14 protein-coding genes and 1 tRNA gene are annotated in these 17791 nt (G+C 63.2%); 3 read left to right on the top strand and 12 right to left on the bottom strand.

Going from position 1 to position 17791, the window contains the following annotated elements:
* Positions 1–2 precede the first annotated feature (2 nt).
* From ACP7EG_RS10085 to ACP7EG_RS10070, 4 genes are all read right to left on the bottom strand, one after another.
* Positions 3–1781 (bottom strand): ABC transporter ATP-binding protein, encoded by a 1779-nt coding sequence (locus ACP7EG_RS10085; RefSeq protein ID WP_426087481.1) that lies wholly within the window; start codon positions 1779–1781, stop codon positions 3–5.
* Complete coding sequence (locus ACP7EG_RS10080; RefSeq protein ID WP_426087480.1) at positions 1775–3559, bottom strand: ABC transporter ATP-binding protein; 1785 nt, start codon at positions 3557–3559, stop codon at positions 1775–1777. Before ACP7EG_RS10080 ends, ACP7EG_RS10085 begins: the two co-directional genes overlap by 7 nt.
* 108 nt (positions 3560–3667) lie before the next feature.
* Entirely contained in the window at positions 3668–4630 is a 963-nt protein-coding gene (locus ACP7EG_RS10075) for a FecR domain-containing protein (protein ID WP_426087479.1), read from the bottom strand.
* Between the two features lie 3 nt (positions 4631–4633).
* Positions 4634–5152: a sigma-70 family RNA polymerase sigma factor gene (locus ACP7EG_RS10070; protein WP_426087478.1), complete on the bottom strand. Its 519-nt coding sequence runs from the start codon at positions 5150–5152 to the stop codon at positions 4634–4636.
* Between the two features lie 473 nt (positions 5153–5625).
* Between ACP7EG_RS10070 and ACP7EG_RS10065 the strand changes: the two genes are divergently transcribed.
* Complete coding sequence (locus ACP7EG_RS10065) at positions 5626–7338, top strand: ATP-binding protein (RefSeq protein ID WP_426087477.1); 1713 nt, start codon at positions 5626–5628, stop codon at positions 7336–7338.
* Between the two features lie 68 nt (positions 7339–7406).
* Here ACP7EG_RS10065 and ychF read toward each other — a convergent pair whose 3' ends face one another.
* From ychF to ACP7EG_RS10025, 8 genes are all read right to left on the bottom strand, one after another.
* Positions 7407–8498 (bottom strand): redox-regulated ATPase YchF, encoded by a 1092-nt coding sequence (ychF, locus tag ACP7EG_RS10060; protein WP_096233486.1) that lies wholly within the window; start codon positions 8496–8498, stop codon positions 7407–7409.
* A gap of 215 nt (positions 8499–8713) precedes the next feature.
* Positions 8714–9298, bottom strand: coding sequence for an aminoacyl-tRNA hydrolase (pth, locus tag ACP7EG_RS10055; protein ID WP_071079737.1), 585 nt, complete (start codon positions 9296–9298; stop codon positions 8714–8716).
* 115 nt (positions 9299–9413) lie between these two features.
* Positions 9414–10025, bottom strand: coding sequence for a 50S ribosomal protein L25/general stress protein Ctc (locus ACP7EG_RS10050; protein WP_426087476.1), 612 nt, complete (start codon positions 10023–10025; stop codon positions 9414–9416).
* Positions 10026–10190: 165 nt separating this feature from the next.
* Entirely contained in the window at positions 10191–11141 is a 951-nt protein-coding gene (locus tag ACP7EG_RS10045) for a ribose-phosphate pyrophosphokinase (protein WP_034753270.1), read from the bottom strand.
* A gap of 150 nt (positions 11142–11291) precedes the next feature.
* A tRNA-Gln gene (locus tag ACP7EG_RS10040) sits at positions 11292–11368 on the bottom strand.
* 78 nt (positions 11369–11446) lie between these two features.
* Entirely contained in the window at positions 11447–12331 is an 885-nt protein-coding gene (gene ispE, locus ACP7EG_RS10035) for a 4-(cytidine 5'-diphospho)-2-C-methyl-D-erythritol kinase (RefSeq protein ID WP_426087475.1), read from the bottom strand.
* Positions 12328–12978: an outer membrane lipoprotein LolB gene (locus ACP7EG_RS10030; protein ID WP_426087474.1), complete on the bottom strand. Its 651-nt coding sequence runs from the start codon at positions 12976–12978 to the stop codon at positions 12328–12330. The genes ispE and ACP7EG_RS10030 overlap by 4 nt, the downstream gene beginning before the upstream one ends.
* Positions 12979–13039: 61 nt before the next feature.
* Positions 13040–14830: a tetratricopeptide repeat protein gene (locus ACP7EG_RS10025; protein WP_426087473.1), complete on the bottom strand. Its 1791-nt coding sequence runs from the start codon at positions 14828–14830 to the stop codon at positions 13040–13042.
* 166 nt (positions 14831–14996) lie between these two features.
* Between ACP7EG_RS10025 and mutM the strand changes: the two genes are divergently transcribed.
* Both mutM and ACP7EG_RS10015 read left to right on the top strand, forming a co-directional pair.
* The gene (gene mutM / locus ACP7EG_RS10020) at positions 14997–15833 is read left to right on the top strand and encodes a bifunctional DNA-formamidopyrimidine glycosylase/DNA-(apurinic or apyrimidinic site) lyase (protein WP_426087472.1); all 837 of its coding nucleotides are present in this window, start codon (positions 14997–14999) and stop codon (positions 15831–15833) included.
* A gap of 34 nt (positions 15834–15867) precedes the next feature.
* Positions 15868–17769 carry a dynamin family protein gene (locus ACP7EG_RS10015; protein WP_426087471.1) on the top strand — a complete coding sequence of 634 codons (1902 nt, stop codon included), beginning with the start codon at positions 15868–15870 and terminating at the stop codon, positions 17767–17769.
* The last annotated feature ends 22 nt before the right edge of the window (positions 17770–17791 follow it).

Here is a 17791-nt window from a genome sequence, read left to right as displayed (position 1 = left end):
GTTCATTGCTGCGGCGCGGCGCAGGCGATGCGCCAGCCCTTGGCCGCCTGGCGCTGGGCCAGGAAATGGGCATACAGGCCGTCCTGCGCGCGCAAGGTGGCTGGCGCACCCTGCTCGCGGATCGTGCCGCCATCAAGCACGACGATCTGGTCGGCCATGGCCACCGTCGACAGTTGGTGGGCGATGACGATCACCGTGCGCTTGCCGCGCAGCCGCGCCAGCGCCTCGGCGATGGCCGCCTGGTTTTCCGCATCGAGCGCGGCTGTCGCTTCGTCGACCAGCAAAATCGGCGCATCCTTGATCAGCGCGCGGGCAATCGCAATGCGTTGGCGCTCGCCACCGGACAGGCGCGCGCCGCCCTCGCCCACGGGCGTATCGAGTCCCTGCGGCAGGCGGGCGATGATTTCGGCCACGCCCGCCTGGCGCGCCGCGTCCAGCACTTCGGCATCGCTCGCGTCCGGCTTGCCTATGCGGATGTTGTCGCCGATGCTGCCGTGGAACAGATAACTGTCCTGGAAGATCTGGCTGATCTGCCCTGCCAGTTGCTCGCTGGACAGGTTACGCACATCGACACCGCCCACCAGCACGCTACCCTGGCTGGCGTCGAAGAAACGCGCGATCAGGCGTACCAAGGTCGTCTTGCCGGAGCCGGAAGCGCCGATCAGCGCCGTCATGCTGCCCGGTGCAATCTGCAGATTGATGTCCGTCAATATGTCAGGCTGGTCCTGTGCATAGCGGAAAGCCACGCCGCGCAGCTCGACGGAACCATCGCGCGGCGCTTGCGGCGCTGGAGCTTCCGGCAAGGGCTGCACGGCGAAAATATCGCGCGCCGCGTCCAGCGGCCCCCGCGCGCCGCGCAGCACTTCGCCATAGCTGGCCACTTCCTGCAGCGGGTCGACAAAGCGCACCACCAGCAGCAGCGCCACGATGACAGAACTAGCGTCGCCCGCAGCGGATGCAGCACCCAGCAGGCTCTGCAGCCACAGCGCGGCAGCGGCCAGCAAGGCGGCGAAGATGGCTTGCACGGCCCAGGCGTTGAGCACCGACGACAGGGCCGACAGATAAATCAGCCGCGAGCCCGCATGGCGTTGCTCGTCGATGGCTTGCTGCAGGAAACGCGTGCCGCCACCACCGCCGTTACCATCGCCGTTACCATTGAAAGCGCGCAAGACGGACTGCGCTTGCGCAAACTCCACCAGACGCTGGCTGGTCTGAGCAAAATGCCGGTGGTAGGCATCGTCGGCGCGCTGGCCCAGGTGCGCCGTGAGCCGCAAGGCGCCCGCCAGCAGGGGCAGCGCCAGCAGCGCCATGACGCCCAGCTGCCAGTGCAGCGCGAACAGCGCGGCCACCAGCACCAGGGGCGTGACGGCGCCGCAAATGACGGGCGTGAGCACGTGGGCCGGCAGTTGCGCCACGTTCATCATGCCCTGCGTGATGACGTGGCCCAGTTTCGCCGTGTTTTCCGGCGTGAACCAGCCAACGGGCAGGCGCGCCACATGCTCGCCCAGGCGCTGGCGCGCCCCTTGCAGCACCGTCACGCCCACGCGCACACCCGCCTTTTCCACCTGGCGCCGCCAACCCCAGCAAGCGACCAGCCCGGCCAGCAGCACCAGCAACCACAGGGCCGCGCCGCCCGTGTCACCAGCCAGCAGCCGGCCCAGCGCCAGCACCAGCGCGGTGATCGTCAGCCCGCTGAGCACGCCATACGCGACGGCCATGGCACAGTAGCGGCGCAAGACAGGCGCATCATCTCCCAGCAATTGTATGAAAGTCTTCAGCATGACGGGGTCGCCTCTTCCTCGGTATCCTCGTAACCGCCCAGCGCCCACAGTTGCGCGTAGCGGCCCTTGTCTGCGAGCAATCCGGCATGGCTGCCCTGCTCGACGATGGCGCCGTTCTCGACGACGATGATGTGGTCGGCGTGCATGATGGTATCGAGCCGGTGCGCGATCACCAGCAGGGTGCGGCCCCGGGCAAAGCGCGACAGCGCGTCCTGGATCGCCACCTCGTTTTCCGCATCGGCCGCCGCCGTGGCTTCATCGAGCACCAGCACGCTTGGATCGAGCAGCACGGCGCGGGCGATGCTCACGCGCTGCAGCTCGCCGCCGGACAGTTGCGCATCCTCACCGATCACGGAATCGTAGCCGCGCGGCAAGGCCAGGATGCGTTCGTGGATGTTCGCCAGGCGCGCCGCTTCCTCAACCTCGTCGCTGCTGGCCGATGGCCGCCCCAGTGCAATGTTCTCGCGCACGCTGGCGTGGATCAATCGCACTTCCTGCAGCACGAAACCGACGCGCCGGTACAGCTCAGGCGTGGCGATGTGCCGCAGGTCGACACCGCCCAGGGTGATGCGCCCCTCGCTCGGGTCGAAAAAGCGCAGCAGCAGCCGCGCCAGGGTCGACTTGCCGGAACCGGAGGCGCCGACGATGGCCGTCACCGTGCCAGCTTGCAAAGTGAAACTGATATCCGACAACACCTTGTTCTGCCCGTCATAGGCATAGCTGACGCCTTCCAGGCGGATCTCGGTGCCGTTCGGCAATTGCTGCTGATCCGGCCCCGGCTGCGCCAGCACGGGTGTATCGAGCAAGGTTTGCACGCGCTGGGCGGCGCCCGTGGCGTTATTGAGGTCGTGCGTCAGGTAATGCAGCAGCAACATGGGCGCGGAAATGCCGGGCGCCACCAGGGCGAACGGCAGGATGTCCACGGGCGCCATCCAGTCCAGGGCCACGAAGGCCGTACCGGCAAGCACCACCACGCCCAGCACGGCGACGGGCGCGATCAGCGCATTGGCATTCGCCATCGAGCCGACCAGCGGCCGCGTAAACGCGGCAAAAGAGTCGGCGAACGCATCGACGGCCGCGCGGTAGCTGCCATGCGCGCGGCCCGTGGCGCCGAAGGCCTTGACCACGGGAATGCCATTGACGAACTCCACCACCGCATTGTTGATGCGCCCCATGCCGGCGACGAATTGTTCCATATTGCTTCCGCTGGCCTTCATGGCCCGGCCAAAGAACAGGAAAAAGCCGGGAAACGGCAAGATCGCGACGATGGCCAGGCGCCAGTCCATGGCGAACAGGTACACCACCGAGATAGCGATGGCGCCGACGGCGCGTCCCGTCGTCGTATAAAAATGGGCAGTGAGGCTGTGCAAGGTATTGATGTCGTCCTGCATCGCCTGCTTGACCTCGCCCGAGGCCCGGCTAGTGAACCAGCCCAGCGGCACTTGCCCCAGGCGCTGCATGGCTTGCAGGCGCAATTGATGGGTGAGGCGGTTATCGGCCAGGTGGGCGGCCAGCTCGCCCAGCGACATCAGCGCCATGCCGGCAAACAGGCAAGCAACGCTGGCGATGATGGTGGGCCAGAGATCACCTTGCGCCAGTACAGGGTCCAGGGCGATTTGCGCGATGTGCGCGATGCCCGCCAGCGGCACCAAGGTGAGCATGGAACCGGTGCCGGCGAGCACAGCAGCGGCGATCAGGCGGCCGCGGATGGGGTGCAAGATCCGGCTGATGGGGCCGGCCTGCCTGGGTTCGGCCGGGGCCGCGTGATGGGTACTCATGGAAAAAGAACAGGCATGGTGTCAGAAGAAAAGAGTGGCTCTCACCCTATATCCCGAACGAGATGGCCAAACCCTCAATCCTGCCTGCAGAAAATTTTCAAAGGCATATCAGGACGCCGCCTGGACGGTCACCCAGTAGCGCGTGCGCGCAACAATCTGCACCGGCAAGGCCAGCGCCAGGTTGTGCAGCGCGCGGTCCGTATCGCGCAAGGAAAACACGCCGTTGACGCTCAGGCTGGCCACGGCCGGATCGCAGCGCAGCAGGCCGGGCCGGTAGCGGGCAAGTTCCGCAAGCAGGTCATCGAGGCGCAGGTTGTCGGCCACCAGCACGCCCTTCGTCCAGGCTGCGGCGCTGGCGGAGGCAGGCGCGCCAGACTGCACGATGTCGGCCGAGAAGACGGCGCCCTGGCCCGTGGCGATGCGCACGGGCCGCTCCGGCGCATGCGCGAGGCGCACCTCGACGGCGCCCTCGAAGACGGCGACGCGCGACGTGTGTTCGTCTTGCCGCAAAGTAAAACGCGTGCCCAGGGCCCGCACCGTGCCGTGGCGGCCCTGCACGCGGAAAGGCCGCTGCGACGGGTCGTGGGCCGTGGTGACGAGGATTTCCCCTGCCCGCAGGATCAGCCGGCGCTCGCTGGCGTCGAAGCGCACGTCGATGGCGGAAGCGGAAGCGAGCATCACGCGCGTGCCGTCAGGCAACATGATTTCGCGAATTTCCCCTTTCTCCGTAGCGTGGCCAGCCATGGCCACTTGCCAGGCATCCATGCCGCGCGCCGCATACAGCATGCCGCCCACGGGCAACAGCACGGCCAGCACCTTCAGGGCACGGCGGCGGTTCAGGTAGGCGGCGCAGGCCGGTTCGCGCAGCGCATGGCGGGCCACGTCACGCGGCACGCTGTGCAGCTTGCCTTCGAACGCTTGCAGGCGCTGCCAGGCGAGGTCGTGGTGCGGATGGGCAGCGCGCCAGCGGGCACACTCGGCCTGGTCCTCGTCGCTGGCGTCATCGGACCACAGGCGCGCCATCCACCGGGCAGCCTGCTGGACGATGGCCGGCGCAATCAGCACTTCCATGGCTCAGGCATCCTGCCCATGCAAGGCTTGGTAGCAGGCCAGCAAGCCGGCGGCGATGTATTTTTCCACGGACGAAACAGAAACGTGCAGTTCGGCGGCGATGTCGCGGTAACTCATGCCGTCGAGTTTGCACAGCAGCAAGGCTTGGCGCGCCTTGGCCGGCAGCCGGTGCAGCACGGCGTCGATTTCCGCCAGCGCTTCCAGCACCAGGGCGCGCTCTTCCTCGGACGGCGCCAGCGCTTCGGGCACCAGGGCCAGCACTTCCAGGTAGGCCGCTTCGATCTGGCGACGGCGGTACAGGTCGATGACCATGCCGTTGGCGATCTGCGTCAGATGACGCCGCGACTCCCCGGCCGGCGGTACGCGCCCCGTCTTCATCAGGTGCAGGTACACGTCGTGCGCCAGGTCGGCTGCATCGAAGGCATTGCCCAGCTTTCGGCGTAACAAGCCCCGCAGCCAGCCATGGTGGTCGGTGTACAAACTGCTGACTTGCTGCTGAAGCGCTAACTCGGCGGTGCTCACGATACCCTTCCTGTCGCCAACGGCCGGCAAGAACAGGCGCATCGGATTATAAATGAGAATTATTCTCATTGTACGCGGAGTCACAAGGAAAGCGCAATACGGCGACGCGCAGCAAACGCTGTCAGTGCTGTTGTTGGACCGGCCTCAGCAGCCGGAAGGCGGCCCACAGCGAAGGCCGGTAGAGGTGCAGTGCGGCCGCCAGCAGCACGCACCATGCCAGCGGGGCAAGCGGCCCCAGACGCTGCGCAAAAAACGCATGGCTCTGGTGCAACTGACTGCCCACGCCAGGCCGTCCGTCTTGTCCGCATGATGCACGCGGCGAGGGGAAGGAAATTTGCTAAAATATCTTTTGTCATGTGGTTTAGCAACACAGACAGCAGCGTCTTTCACAAAACCACAGCGCCTGTCGCTCAACAATATGCAGCCCGCCCTATCCGACCGGAAGCGGCCGTTGCGAACCAAGGGCAGTAAGCATGAACGACATTCACCGTGCCGGTACCGCCGCACGCGCAGCCCAGCCTGCGCTCCTGAAAGCGGGCGTACTACAGGAAGCCATCTTCAACAGCCCCTATTTTTCCTGCATCGCCACCGATGCACAGGGCGTGATCCAATTATTCAATGTCGGTGCCGAGCGCATGCTGGGCTATCAGGCAGACGAGGTGATCGACCAGATTACGCCGGCCGGCATATCCGATCCGGCCGAGGTCATCACCCGCGCCGCCGCCCTCTCGCAAGAACTCGGTACGCTGATCGCTCCCGGTTTTGAGGCGCTGGTCTACAAGGCGTCGCGCGGCATCGAAGACAGTTATGAGCTGACATATGTGCGCAAGGATGGCAGCCGCTTCCCCGCGATCGTCTCGGTGACGGCGCTGCGCGATGCGGACGACGCCATCATCGGCTATCTGCTGATCGGCACCGACAATACCGTGCGCAAGCATGCGGAGCAGGAGCGCGAGCTGCTCAATCGCGTGCTGAGCGACAATAGCATCGAACTGGAAAATGCGCGTGCGCAAGCGGACAAGGCCAACCGCGCCAAGTCGGAATTTCTGTCGAGCATGAGTCATGAGTTGCGCACGCCGCTCAACGCGGTACTGGGCTTTGCCCAGCTGATGGCGTCGGACACGCCGCCGCCCAGCGCCTCGCAGCAACGCTCGCTGGAGCAGATCCTCAATGGCGGCTGGTATCTGCTACGCCTGATCAATGAAATTCTCGACCTGTCGATGATCGAATCGGGGCGGGTCGCCATGTCGCGCGAGGCGATGGCGCTCACCGAAGTCTTGCGCGATTGCCGCGCGATGATCACGCCGCAGGCGCAAAAGCGCCACATCACGCTGACCTTCCCTACACTCGACCAGCCGTTCTACGTACATGCCGACTTGACGCGCGTCAAACAAGTGGTCATCAACCTGCTGTCGAATGCGATCAAATACAACCGCACGGGCGGCAGCGTGCAGGTGGAATGCAAACCGCGTGGCGACAAAGTGCGCCTGAGCGTGCGCGACACCGGCAACGGCCTGAGCGCCGAGCAATTGCAACAATTATTCCAGCCGTTTAACCGGCTGGGACAGGAAGCCGGCACCGAGGAAGGCACCGGCATCGGCCTTGTGGTCACCAAGCAACTGGTCGAGCTGATGGGTGGCACGCTGGGGGTGGAGAGCGAGGTCGGGGTCGGCACGCTGTTCTGGATCGAATTGGCAGCCTCATCTGCTCCTGAATTGCAACTCGGCGAGCATGCCGGGAATATGGGCCGGGAGCCATCGGCTGATGCGCCGCTCGATGCGCCGCGCCGCAAGGTGCTGTACGTGGAGGACAATCCGGCCAACCTGATCCTGGTCGAGCAATTGATCGCGCGCCGCAGCGACCTGGGCATGCTCAGCGCCGTCGATGGCCACCTCGGCATCGCGCTGGCGCGCCAGCACCAGCCCGATCTGATCCTGATGGACATCAACCTGCCCGGCATCAGCGGCACCGAGGTGCTGGGTTTGCTGCGCGTCGATCCGCTGACGGCGCACATCCCCGTCATCGCCTTGTCGGCCAACGCCCTGCCGCGTGACGTGCGCAAAGGCCTCGACGCCGGCTTCCTGCGCTATCTGACCAAGCCCATCAACGTACCCGAGTTCATGGAGGCGCTCGACACGGCGCTCAGCTTGACGGCAGCGTCGGCAAAGGGCGCCACAACGCCATAGCGTGCTGTACGCGCGCCAGAAACAAAAAAACCTCGCATGCTGCGAGGTTTTTTTTATCTGCCAGGCCTTTAGACGTTGAACAGGAAGTTCAGCACGTCGCCATCCTTGACCACGTATTCCTTGCCTTCGGCGCGCATCTTGCCCGCTTCCTTGGCGCCTGCTTCGCCCTTGTAGGCGATGAAGTCGTCATAGGCGATGGTTTGCGCGCGGATGAAGCCGCGTTCGAAGTCGGTGTGGATCACGCCGGCCGCTTGCGGTGCCGTGTCGCCCACATGGATGGTCCAGGCGCGCACTTCCTTCACACCCGCCGTGAAGTAGGTTTGCAGGCCCAGCAGCTTGTAGGCGCTGCGGATCAGGCGGTCCAGGCCCGGCTCTTCCAGGCCCATGTCAGCCAGGAAAGCGCCCTTGTCGGCGGCATCCAGATCGGCGATTTCCGCTTCCATCGATGCGCAGATGGCGACGATGGGTGCGTTTTGCGATTGTGCGTAGGCCGTCAGCTGGTCCAGCAGCGGGTTGTTGGTAAAGCCCGTGTCGGACACGTTGGCCACGAACATGGCCGGCTTGGCCGTGATCAGGCACAAGGGCTTGATCAGTTCCATTTCGTCGGCGTCCAGGCCCATCGCGCGCACCGGTTTGGCGTCGTTCAGGTAAGGCATCATGCGTTCCATGATGGCCAGCAGCTTGGCCGCGTCCTTGTCGCCCGAGCGGGCTTTCTTGTTTTCGCGATGAATCGCTTTTTCCACGGTGCCCATGTCGGCCAGCGCCAGTTCGGTCTGGATGACTTCGATATCGTCGAGCGGGCTGATCTTGCCGGCCACGTGGATGACGTTGTCATCTTCAAAACAGCGCACGACGTTGACGATGGCGTCCGTTTCGCGGATGTGCGACAGGAACTGGTTGCCCAGGCCCTCGCCCTTCGATGCGCCAGCCACCAGGCCGGCGATGTCGACGAATTCCACGATGGCGTTGACCGTGCGTTCCGGCTTGACGATGGCGGCCAGCGCATCCATGCGCGGATCCGGCACTTCGACGACGCCGACGTTCGGCTCGATGGTGCAGAACGGATAGTTTTCAGCCGGAATGCCGGCTTTCGTCAGTGCATTGAACAGGGTGGACTTGCCGACGTTCGGCAAGCCGACGATACCGCATTGGAGACTCATGGAAAACCTTTAATAATCAAAGCACATGGCGCCGTCTATCGGCGTGCTTGCCGTGCTGTTAGGGAAAACGGAGCTATCGCTCGCCGTTTTCCGGGAATGGTGCGTGTGCTGCATTTCAAGGGGTCAATTGTACCCCTGACAGGCGCGCTTCAAAAGCCCGATGATGGGCAAATGACGCCAAAACAGCCGTATCGTGATGCCATCAGGCCCTGTTCTCAAGCCGTATGCAACTTCATGGTCGCCGCCTCGAACTTGCCTTCGACGATCTGCGGCATCACCTGCAAGGATTTCTCGATGGCTTGCTCGATCAGCTCCTGGTCTTCGCGGCGCGGGCGGTGCAGCACGAAATCGGCCACTTGCTGCTGCAGGCTGAGGGTGCGTGGGTGACCGATGCCCAGGCGCAAGCGCCAGTAATCCTGCGTGCCCAGCGCGGCCGTGATGTCTTTCAAGCCATTGTGGCCGCCGGCCGAGCCGCCCTTCTTCAGGCGTGCAATGCCGGGCATCAGGTCGAGCTCGTCATGCACAACCAGCACTTCATCGGCGGCGATCTTGAAGAAGCGCGCCAGCGCGCCCACGGACTGGCCCGAGCGGTTCATGAAGGTCAGCGGTTCGAGCAGCCAGACTTCCTTGCCGGCGATCGACGTTTTTGCCAGCATGGCGTTATAGCGCGAATCGCGCTGCAAGCGCGTGCCGGGCAAGCTGTTGGCAAGATTGTCCACCAGCCAGAAACCGGCATTGTGGCGGGTTTGTTCGTATTCGGGTCCCGGGTTGCCGAGGCCGACGATCAGGCGTATGGGCATGGCTGTATCTGCAATGAAAAAGAAAACATTATCGGTGAAAACAGGCAGAAAAAAACCCGCGCGGCGAACCTGGCGGGTTTTTCCTTGCGACTACCGCATTGCTGCGGCGGCAAAATTACTTCTTGTCGGCTTCGACAGCAGCAGCTGCTTCAGCTTCAGCAGCAACGTGGCCAGCCGGTACCGAAGCGGTAGCGATGGTCAGGTTGGCGCCGTGGGCGACAACGGTCACGCCAGCTGGCAGGACCAGGTCGCCGACGTGCAGCGAGTGACCGACGTCGATGTTCGACAGGTCAACGTTGATGAATTCTGGCAGTTGGCCTGGCAGGCACGAAACTTCGATTTCGTTGGCAACGTGGCTGATGGTCGCGCCATGCAGTTTGACTGCTGGGGAAACGTCAGCGTTGACGAAGTGCAGCGCCACTTTCACGTGGATAGCTTGCTTGGCGTCGACGCGCTGGAAGTCAGCGTGCAGAACCAGTTGTTTGTATGCGTGGACTTGGAAGTCGCGCAACAGAACTTGCTGGGAAACGCCGTCGATTTCCAGATCCAGGATCGACGAGTGGAACACTTCTTTTTTCAACGCGTGGTACAGGGCGTTGTGATCCAGCGAGATCAGCACCGGGGCTTCAGCGCCACCGTAGACGATACCAGGGGTTTGGCCGGAAATGCGCAGGCGGCGGCTCGCTCCGGAACCTTGCAATTCGCGTTTAAATGCGATAATTTTCATGTGAAACTCCAAGATGAACAAGGCTTGCGCCTTGTGTTATGAAGATTCCCGCGACCAGGAATCTTCGGAAATGGGCGCATACGCGCCCCGAAAACTAAAACACTGCGGCGCAACAGGCAAAAAGCCGGTCGCGCCGCAGGCATTACGTCTTTTCTATTTATCGAATTAGTCGATAAAGAGGGAAATGACCGAATCACCCTTGATGATGCGCTTGAACGTCTCGGCCAGCAGCGGCGCGCACGTCAATTGACGGATCTTGCCGCAGGCCAGGGCCGCTTCGGACAGGGGGATCGTGTCGGTCACGACCAGCTCATCGAGTGGCGAAGCCGAAATACGGTCGATCGCCGGGCCGGACAGCACCGCGTGCGTGCAATACGCCACGACTTTTTTCGCGCCGCGCTCTTTGAGCACTTCGGCAGCCTTGGTCAGGGTACCTGCCGTGTCGACCATGTCATCCATGATCACGCAGTTGCGGCCTTCGACTTCACCGATGATGTTCATCACTTCGGACACGTTCGCTTTTGGACGACGCTTGTCGATGATGGCCAGGTCGCAGCCCAGGCGTTTTGCCAGGGCGCGCGCACGTACCACACCGCCGACGTCCGGCGACACCACCAGCAAATCCTGGTAGTTTTTCTTTTGCAGGTCACCCAGCAAAATTGGCGAAGCGTAAATATTGTCGACTGGGATATCGAAGAAACCTTGAATCTGGTCAGCGTGCAAGTCCATGATCAGGACGCGCTCGACACCGGCTTCTTCCAGCATGTTCGCCACCACCTTGGCCGAAATCGCCACACGCGCGGAGCGTGGACGACGGTCTTGGCGGGCGTAGCCGAAGTAAGGAATCGCGGCGGTGATACGGCCAGCGGAAGCACGTTTCAAGGCATCAACCATCAGCATGATTTCCATCAGGCTGTCGTTGGTTGGAGCACAGGTGGATTGCAAAACAAAAACATCCTTGCCGCGCACGTTTTCGTTAATCTCGACCATTACTTCGCCGTCGGAGAATTTCGAAACGTTTGCTTTACCGAGAGGGATGCCGAGGTTTTTTGCGACCCCCTCTGCCAACGCTGGATTCGCGTTGCCGGTAAAAACCATCAGGTTTTCGTAAGCCATGGGAGTCCCAAGAGGTGATATAGAAGTCTTGAAAAGCACTAACCGGGCATAAGCCCGGTCAGTCATTGTTTAGAATATGCCGCGTGGCGACATATCTGCTTTTTCCCGTACTGGACGCCAACTTCGCATCGACAGACTACGGTGAAATGGTGGCAGGGGAAGAAGGATTCGAACCTTCGCATGCTGGAATCAAAATCCAGTGCCTTAACCAGCTTGGCGATTCCCCTACGTTACTGACTGCTTGCCGTCATGTTGGCCAGTATTATACCGACTATTTGACGCTAAGCAAAATCTTTTTTTGCTCTCTACAACATGGTGAGCATCGGGTGGCGACTCAGCGCTTTTGCCTTCCAGGCGATCCAGACTGGTGGCACATTGCTGAGCACCGCATCCGCTTCTTCCTGACTGCCAAACGCACTAAACACACAAGCACCGGAACCAGTCATCCTGGCCTCACCGTAAGCACCCAGCCATTCTACCGCATCTGCTACCGGCTTGAAAAGACTGCATGCTACTTGCTGTAAATCATTCTTACCAAACCCGCCCGCATCGTTTCCTTCTGCGAGGTACCTGGAAAAGTCCGCTATTGTGACGGGTTCGGTATTTCTCGTCAAGCCTTCCGCGCAAAAAATTGCAGCGGTGGGCACTTGCACGCCCGGCTCGATCACCACATACCAGTATTCTGGTGTGGCGACAGGCTGCAAGGCCTCGCCCACGCCTTCGGCAAAGGCATTCTCGCCAAAGATGAAAAACGGGATATCGGCGCCCAGCGGCAAGCCCAGCGCCATCAATTCCTCGCGCGTCAATCCCGCTTGCCACAAACGGTTCAGCGCCATCAACGCCGTGGCCGCGTCGGACGAGCCGCCCCCCAGGCCACCGCCCATGGGCAGCACCTTGTCGATGGCGATATCGACGCCGCGCGGCAAGGCACCCTTGCGGCGCAGCACTTCGGCCTGCAGCAATTTCGCGGCGCGGATGATCAGGTCCTGCTCCTGCGGCACGCCGGTCAACGCCGTCACGCGGACAATCGCCGTGTCGTCGCGCAGCGCGAAGTGCAAGGTGTCGCCATGGTCGAGCAATTGGAACACCGTCTGCAGCAGATGGTAGCCATCGGCGCGGCGGCCGTTGACGTGTAGAAATAAGTTCAGCTTGGCCGGGGCCGGGCAATTGTTCAGGGTCGTCAGTGTCATGGTGCAGGTGCGGAAGTGGCGGGATCGAGCACGATGCGCAGCGAGACGGCATCGGCCTGCGCGCTGGCATTGCGTTCGGCATCGATACGCCGCGGTTGGGGCAAGGTGCCAGGTGCGTTGTCGGCAGCATTTTGCCCTACTTCTTGCCACGACACATAGCGCAAACGCCAGCCGTCTTTGGTGGTCACGCTGTCGTTCGCGGGCGAAGCGACGAAGCGCTTGCCATCGGCGCCCACGGCGTATCCCTGCAGCCAGTCGCGCAAGCCCGACACGGGCAAGGACCAGCCCAGCATCTGCGCGCTCAGGGTATCGACATCGGGCGCGCTGCGCGGCGCCTTGCCGCTTTGCGTCAACACGGCCTGCTGCGGCGTGACGGCAATCGTCGCCAGGGTGCTGCCGACGGGCGAATACAGGGTCACGTCCGTGCGCGCGGCAGTCTGCTGCCAGTTGAAATTGACGGTCGCCGATTCGGGCTTGTCATCCTTCTGGTACACCACGTTCAAGCGGCCCGTCAGCTCCACCTGTTCGCGGTAGGGCGCGACGGTTTGAGCGGATGGCGCGGCGCCTGACGAGAATGGGGAAGTCAGGGTCGAGCAGGCCGAGAGGGACAGGCACAGGACAGTCAGGGGCAGGAGATGTTTAGACATGGGCAAAAGGAAAAACCAGCGCCATGGCGCTGGTTTTTTATAGTGGAGTTAATCAATTCAATCACAGACTGACATTCAGGCGCGCCAGGGTGCTTTTCAGCGCATCGTTTTTCGGGTCCTTGCTACGCGCATCGCGCCACAGTTTTTGCGCTTCATCCTTGTCGCCCTTCTGCCACAGCACTTCGCCCAGGTGGACGGCGATTTCCGGATCGCTGCGCACGGCATAGGCGCGGCGCAAGGCGTTTTCCGCCGCGGCCAGGTTGCCCATGCGGTACTGCACCCAGCCCATGCTGTCCATGATGAACGGGTCGCCCGGCGCCATCTGCAAGGCTTTTTCGATCAGCGCATGGGCTTCTGGCAAGCGGATGCCCCGTTCGGCCAGCGAGTAGCCCAGGGCGTTATACGCATGCTGATTGTCGGGCGCCAGCGCCATCACGCGGCGCAGGCTCGCTTCCATCAGCTCGAGTTTATCCAGGCGCTCGGCCAGCAAGGCGTAGTCGTACAGCAGTTCCGGATTGTCGGGGAAGCGCAGCAAGGCATTTTCCAGCACCGTGTAGGCGCTTTGCACATAGCCGGCGTCGCGCAGGAATTGCGCATCGACCAGCAGCACCTGCGCCTGGCTTGCCGGATCGTCCGTTTCGATTTCCGTCAGCGCCTTGCGCGCCGCATCGAGATTGCCGCCACGGGCGATCAGCTGGGCGCGGCGCAAGCGCGCCTCGACATAGCCGGCGGAAGCGCTGTTGTCGACCTTGTCCAGCCAGGCGATGGCGCCGGCCGTGTCGCCGCGCGTCTCGGCGATCTGCGACAAAATCATCAGGGCCTTGAACGGATCGCGCGTGTCGCCAGGGGATTTGTCGAGCACGGCCAGGAAGCGCTTGAAGTACTGCTCCGCACCCTTGGTGTCTTCCAGCTGCAGCGCCACGATGCCCAGCGCATACAGGGCGCCCACGTTATCGGGCGAGCTTTTCAGCAGCAGCAGGAACTGGTCGCGCGCTGGCTCCAGCTGTTTTTGTTCGACCAGCAGGCGCGCATAGGCGCCGCGCACTTCGACGGCGTCCGGATTCTTTTGCAGGAAAGCGGCCAGCACCCTGCCCGCCGCCTCGGGCTCGCCCGTCACCTGCGCCAGGGTCAGCACGGCCAGCTCGGAGTTCGGCTTGATGGCCAGCGCCTTGTTCGCTTCGCCGATGGCGCGCTCACGCTCGCCGATCGACAGGGCGCCCTGCGCCAGCACCAGGTGCGCTTCGAACATGTCCAGGTAAGGCTGCGCCAGGCGCGTCACCATCGAATAGGCATACAGCTTGTCATTCGAGCGCGACAGGATCTGTTGCATCTGGAACAACGCCACGCCGCGCGCGCCCGCCGGCGCATTGGCCAGGCGCTCGGCGAAAATCGGTTCCGCCTCTTCGATCTTGTCCGTCAACACGACGAAGCCGAGGAAGAACTGCGTCGCCTCGTCCGAGTCGGGCGCCAGCTCGCGCCACAGGCGGATGGCCGCCAGCGCTTCGCCACCCTGCTTGGCGGCCAGCGCCATTTCCGAAGCGCGGCGCGCCAGGCGCGGGTCGCGCGTCTGCTGCGCCGCCACCATCATCGTCACGTACGGCCCTTGCCACTGGCCGCTCTTGAATTCCATTTCAGCGCGGGTCAGCTTGTACAGCAAGTCGCTGCTCAACTCGACCTTCGGCAAACTCTCTGCCTTGGCGTCCGCCTTGGACTCGGCACCCTCTTCCTGCGGCGCGGCGGGCGCGGCCGCAGAGGGGCCGGCCGCAGCATTGGCGGGGGCGACAGGCGTCTGTGCCATGGCATGCGTGGCCATCAGGGCAGACAAGGTTACAATGGCGAAAGCGTTTTTCAAAGGCGGATCCTGGCTAAACGGCAAAGTTTGATTCTACGCCCAACGCGGCTATCGCGTACTTCACGTATGTAACGAAATATATACGTCGTGCTGGCATAGCCGGCCCGGACCAGCCATCGGCCGACAACCCGCCTGTTTTTACCCGGTTTTCAACCATTCGAGCCCTATGCCAGAATTGCCAGAAGTCGAAGTCACACGGCGCGGTGTCGCGCCCCACATCGAGGGCCGCGCCGTGCGCGCCGTCGTGCTGCGCCGCGACGGCCTGCGCTGGCCCTTCCCCCCGGCCCTGGGCGAACAATTGTCGGGGCAAACCATCGGCCTGACGGGGCGGCGCGGCAAGTACCTGCTGATCCACTTCCGCCACGGCACGCTGATCATCCACCTGGGCATGTCGGGCCATTTGCGCGTGCTGCCGACGGGGACGGAGGCGCAAAAGCACGACCATTTCGACCTCGTCGTGGAAGACGCGGACGGCGGCAGCCAGGTGCTGCGCATGACGGACCCGCGCCGCTTTGGCGCCGTGCTGTGGCACGACGAGGCCGACGGCCCGCTGGATAGCCATGCGCTGCTGCGCGGCCTGGGCACGGAACCGCTGGAAGGCGGCTTCACGGGCCAGCTGCTGTTCGAAAAAACACGCAACAAGGGCACCAATATCAAGCAGGTACTGATGGCGGGCGACATCGTCGTCGGCGTGGGCAATATCTATTGTTCCGAAAGCCTGTTTCGCGCGGGGATCAACCCGAAGACGCCGGCCCGGCGCATCGGCCTGGCGCGCTATGAGAAACTGGCGCAATCGATCCGCGACGTGCTGGCCGAAGCCATCGTGCAAGGCGGCAGCACCCTGCGCGACTTCATCGGCGTGAACGGCCAGTCCGGCTACTTCCAGCAGACATATTTCACGTACAACCGCGCGGGCAAGCCATGCCGCGTGTGCGGCGCGACTATCCGCCAGATCGTGCAGGGACAGCGTTCCACGTTTTACTGCGTGCATTGCCAGAAATAGCTGTCAACAGTAAGTCATAGGCAAAGGGAGCCAGATGGTCAGAGACCTGGAACAATACAGCGCATGGCGGCAGGACGTGCAGGCCGCCTTGCAGGCATACCGGCAAGGCGCCAGCGCGGCGGGCCTGGTCGACGGCGCTTCCGCGCTGCGCCTGGCGCGCTGCGTCTCCCGCCTGGCTGACGACCGCTTGTCGGTGGCCTTCGTGGCGGAATTCTCACGCGGCAAATCCGAGCTGATCAACGCCATCTTCTTTGCCGGCTATGGCCAGCGCATCCTGCCCTCGGGCGCGGGCCGCACCACCATGTGCCCCACCGAGCTGCTGTACGACGCGGCCTGGCCGCCATCGATCCGGCTGCTGCCCATCGAGACGCGCGCACAGAACCTGTCGACCAGCGACTACCGCGACCTGCCCGCCGCCTGGACCGTCCTGCCCCTGAACATCGATGCGGGCGGCGACATGCAGGAAGCCATCCGCCAGGTCAGCCTGACGAAAAAAGTCAGCGTGGAAGAAGCGGCGCGTTACGGCCTGTACGACGCCGACGACGCGGACGCCCCCGCCATGCTCGACGAAGACGGCCAGGTGGAAATTTCCATGTGGCGCCACGCCATCATCAACTTCCCCCATCCGCTGCTGAAACAGGGCCTGGTCATCCTCGATACGCCCGGCCTGAACGCCATCGGCACGGAACCGGAACTGACCCTGAACCTGATTCCGAATGCGCATGCGGTGCTGTTTATTTTAGCGGCCGACACGGGCGTCACGCGCAGCGACATCGAGGTATGGCGCAACCATATCGGCGCCGGCGCCGGACGCCTGGTGGTGCTCAACAAAATCGACAGCATGTGGGACGAATTGCGCGGCGACCTGGAAGTGGCGCAGGCCATCGAGCGCCAGCAGGTCAGCGTGGCGCATCTGTTGACGCTGGACGCTGGCCAGGTGTTTCCCGTGTCGGCGCAAAAGGCCCTGGTGGGCAAGATCAACCACGATGCGGCGCTGCTGGAAAAGAGCCGTCTGCAGGCGCTGGAGACGGCCCTGTTCGAGGAGCTGATCCCCGCGCGCAAGGACATCATCCGGCGCCAGCTGGCGTTTGACCTGGACGCCATCGAAGCGGCGCAGCAAGTGCAGGCGGCGGCCCGCGCGCGCGGCATCGCCGAGCAGCTGCACGAGCTGCACAGCATGCGCGGCAAGAACCAGAGCGTGATCGCCCACATGATGCGGCGCATCGATATCGAGAAGAAGGAATTCGACAGCAGCCTGTTCAAGCTGCAAGCGACGCGCGCCGTGTTTACCCGCCTGTCGACGGAGCTATATACGAGCCTGGGCATGGACATCGTGCGCGACGATATCGATGGCGTGCGTGCGGCCATGCAGCGCAGCCGCTTTTTCACGGGCCTGCGCGAGGCCGTGCGCCAGTATTTCGAGCGCATCGCCAGTAACCTGGACCGTTCGGAAGGCAAGACGGCCGAGATCACGGAAATGATGAACGTGATGTACCGCAAATTCGCCTCCGAACACGGCCTGGCACTGGCCGCGCCGATGCCGTTTTCGCTGGCCCGCTACCGCCAGGAGATCGCCGACATCGAAGCCGTGTATCACAAGCAGTTCGGCACGGCGACCCTGCTCACCACCAGCCGCGTCGTGCTGATGGAAAAATTCTTCGACACCATCGCCTCGCGCGTGCGCCGCAGTTTCACCAACGCCAATGACGACGCCAGCGCCTGGCTGAAAGTCATCATGGCGCCCCTCGAAGCGCAGATCGTCGAGTACAAGGAACAGCTGAAACTGCGCTTTGCCTCGATCCAGCGCATCCACGACGCCACCGGCACCCTGGAACAGAAAATCGCCGGCTTCGAGGCCAGCCTGGCGGCGCTCGAACGCGACAAGGCGCAGCTGGCGCAATTGCTGGCTGCCTTGCGCGCGGCCAGCGCAAACTGAACGCAACATCAGCACCATCAAA

Origin of the sequence: Janthinobacterium sp. PSPC1-1, from assembly GCF_049897625.1 — a bacterium.
GTDB classification, from domain to species: domain Bacteria; phylum Pseudomonadota; class Gammaproteobacteria; order Burkholderiales; family Burkholderiaceae_D; genus Janthinobacterium; species Janthinobacterium tructae.
The sequence above is the reverse complement of the archived record's forward strand: the minus strand, read 5'-3'. Positions and strand labels throughout refer to the sequence as shown.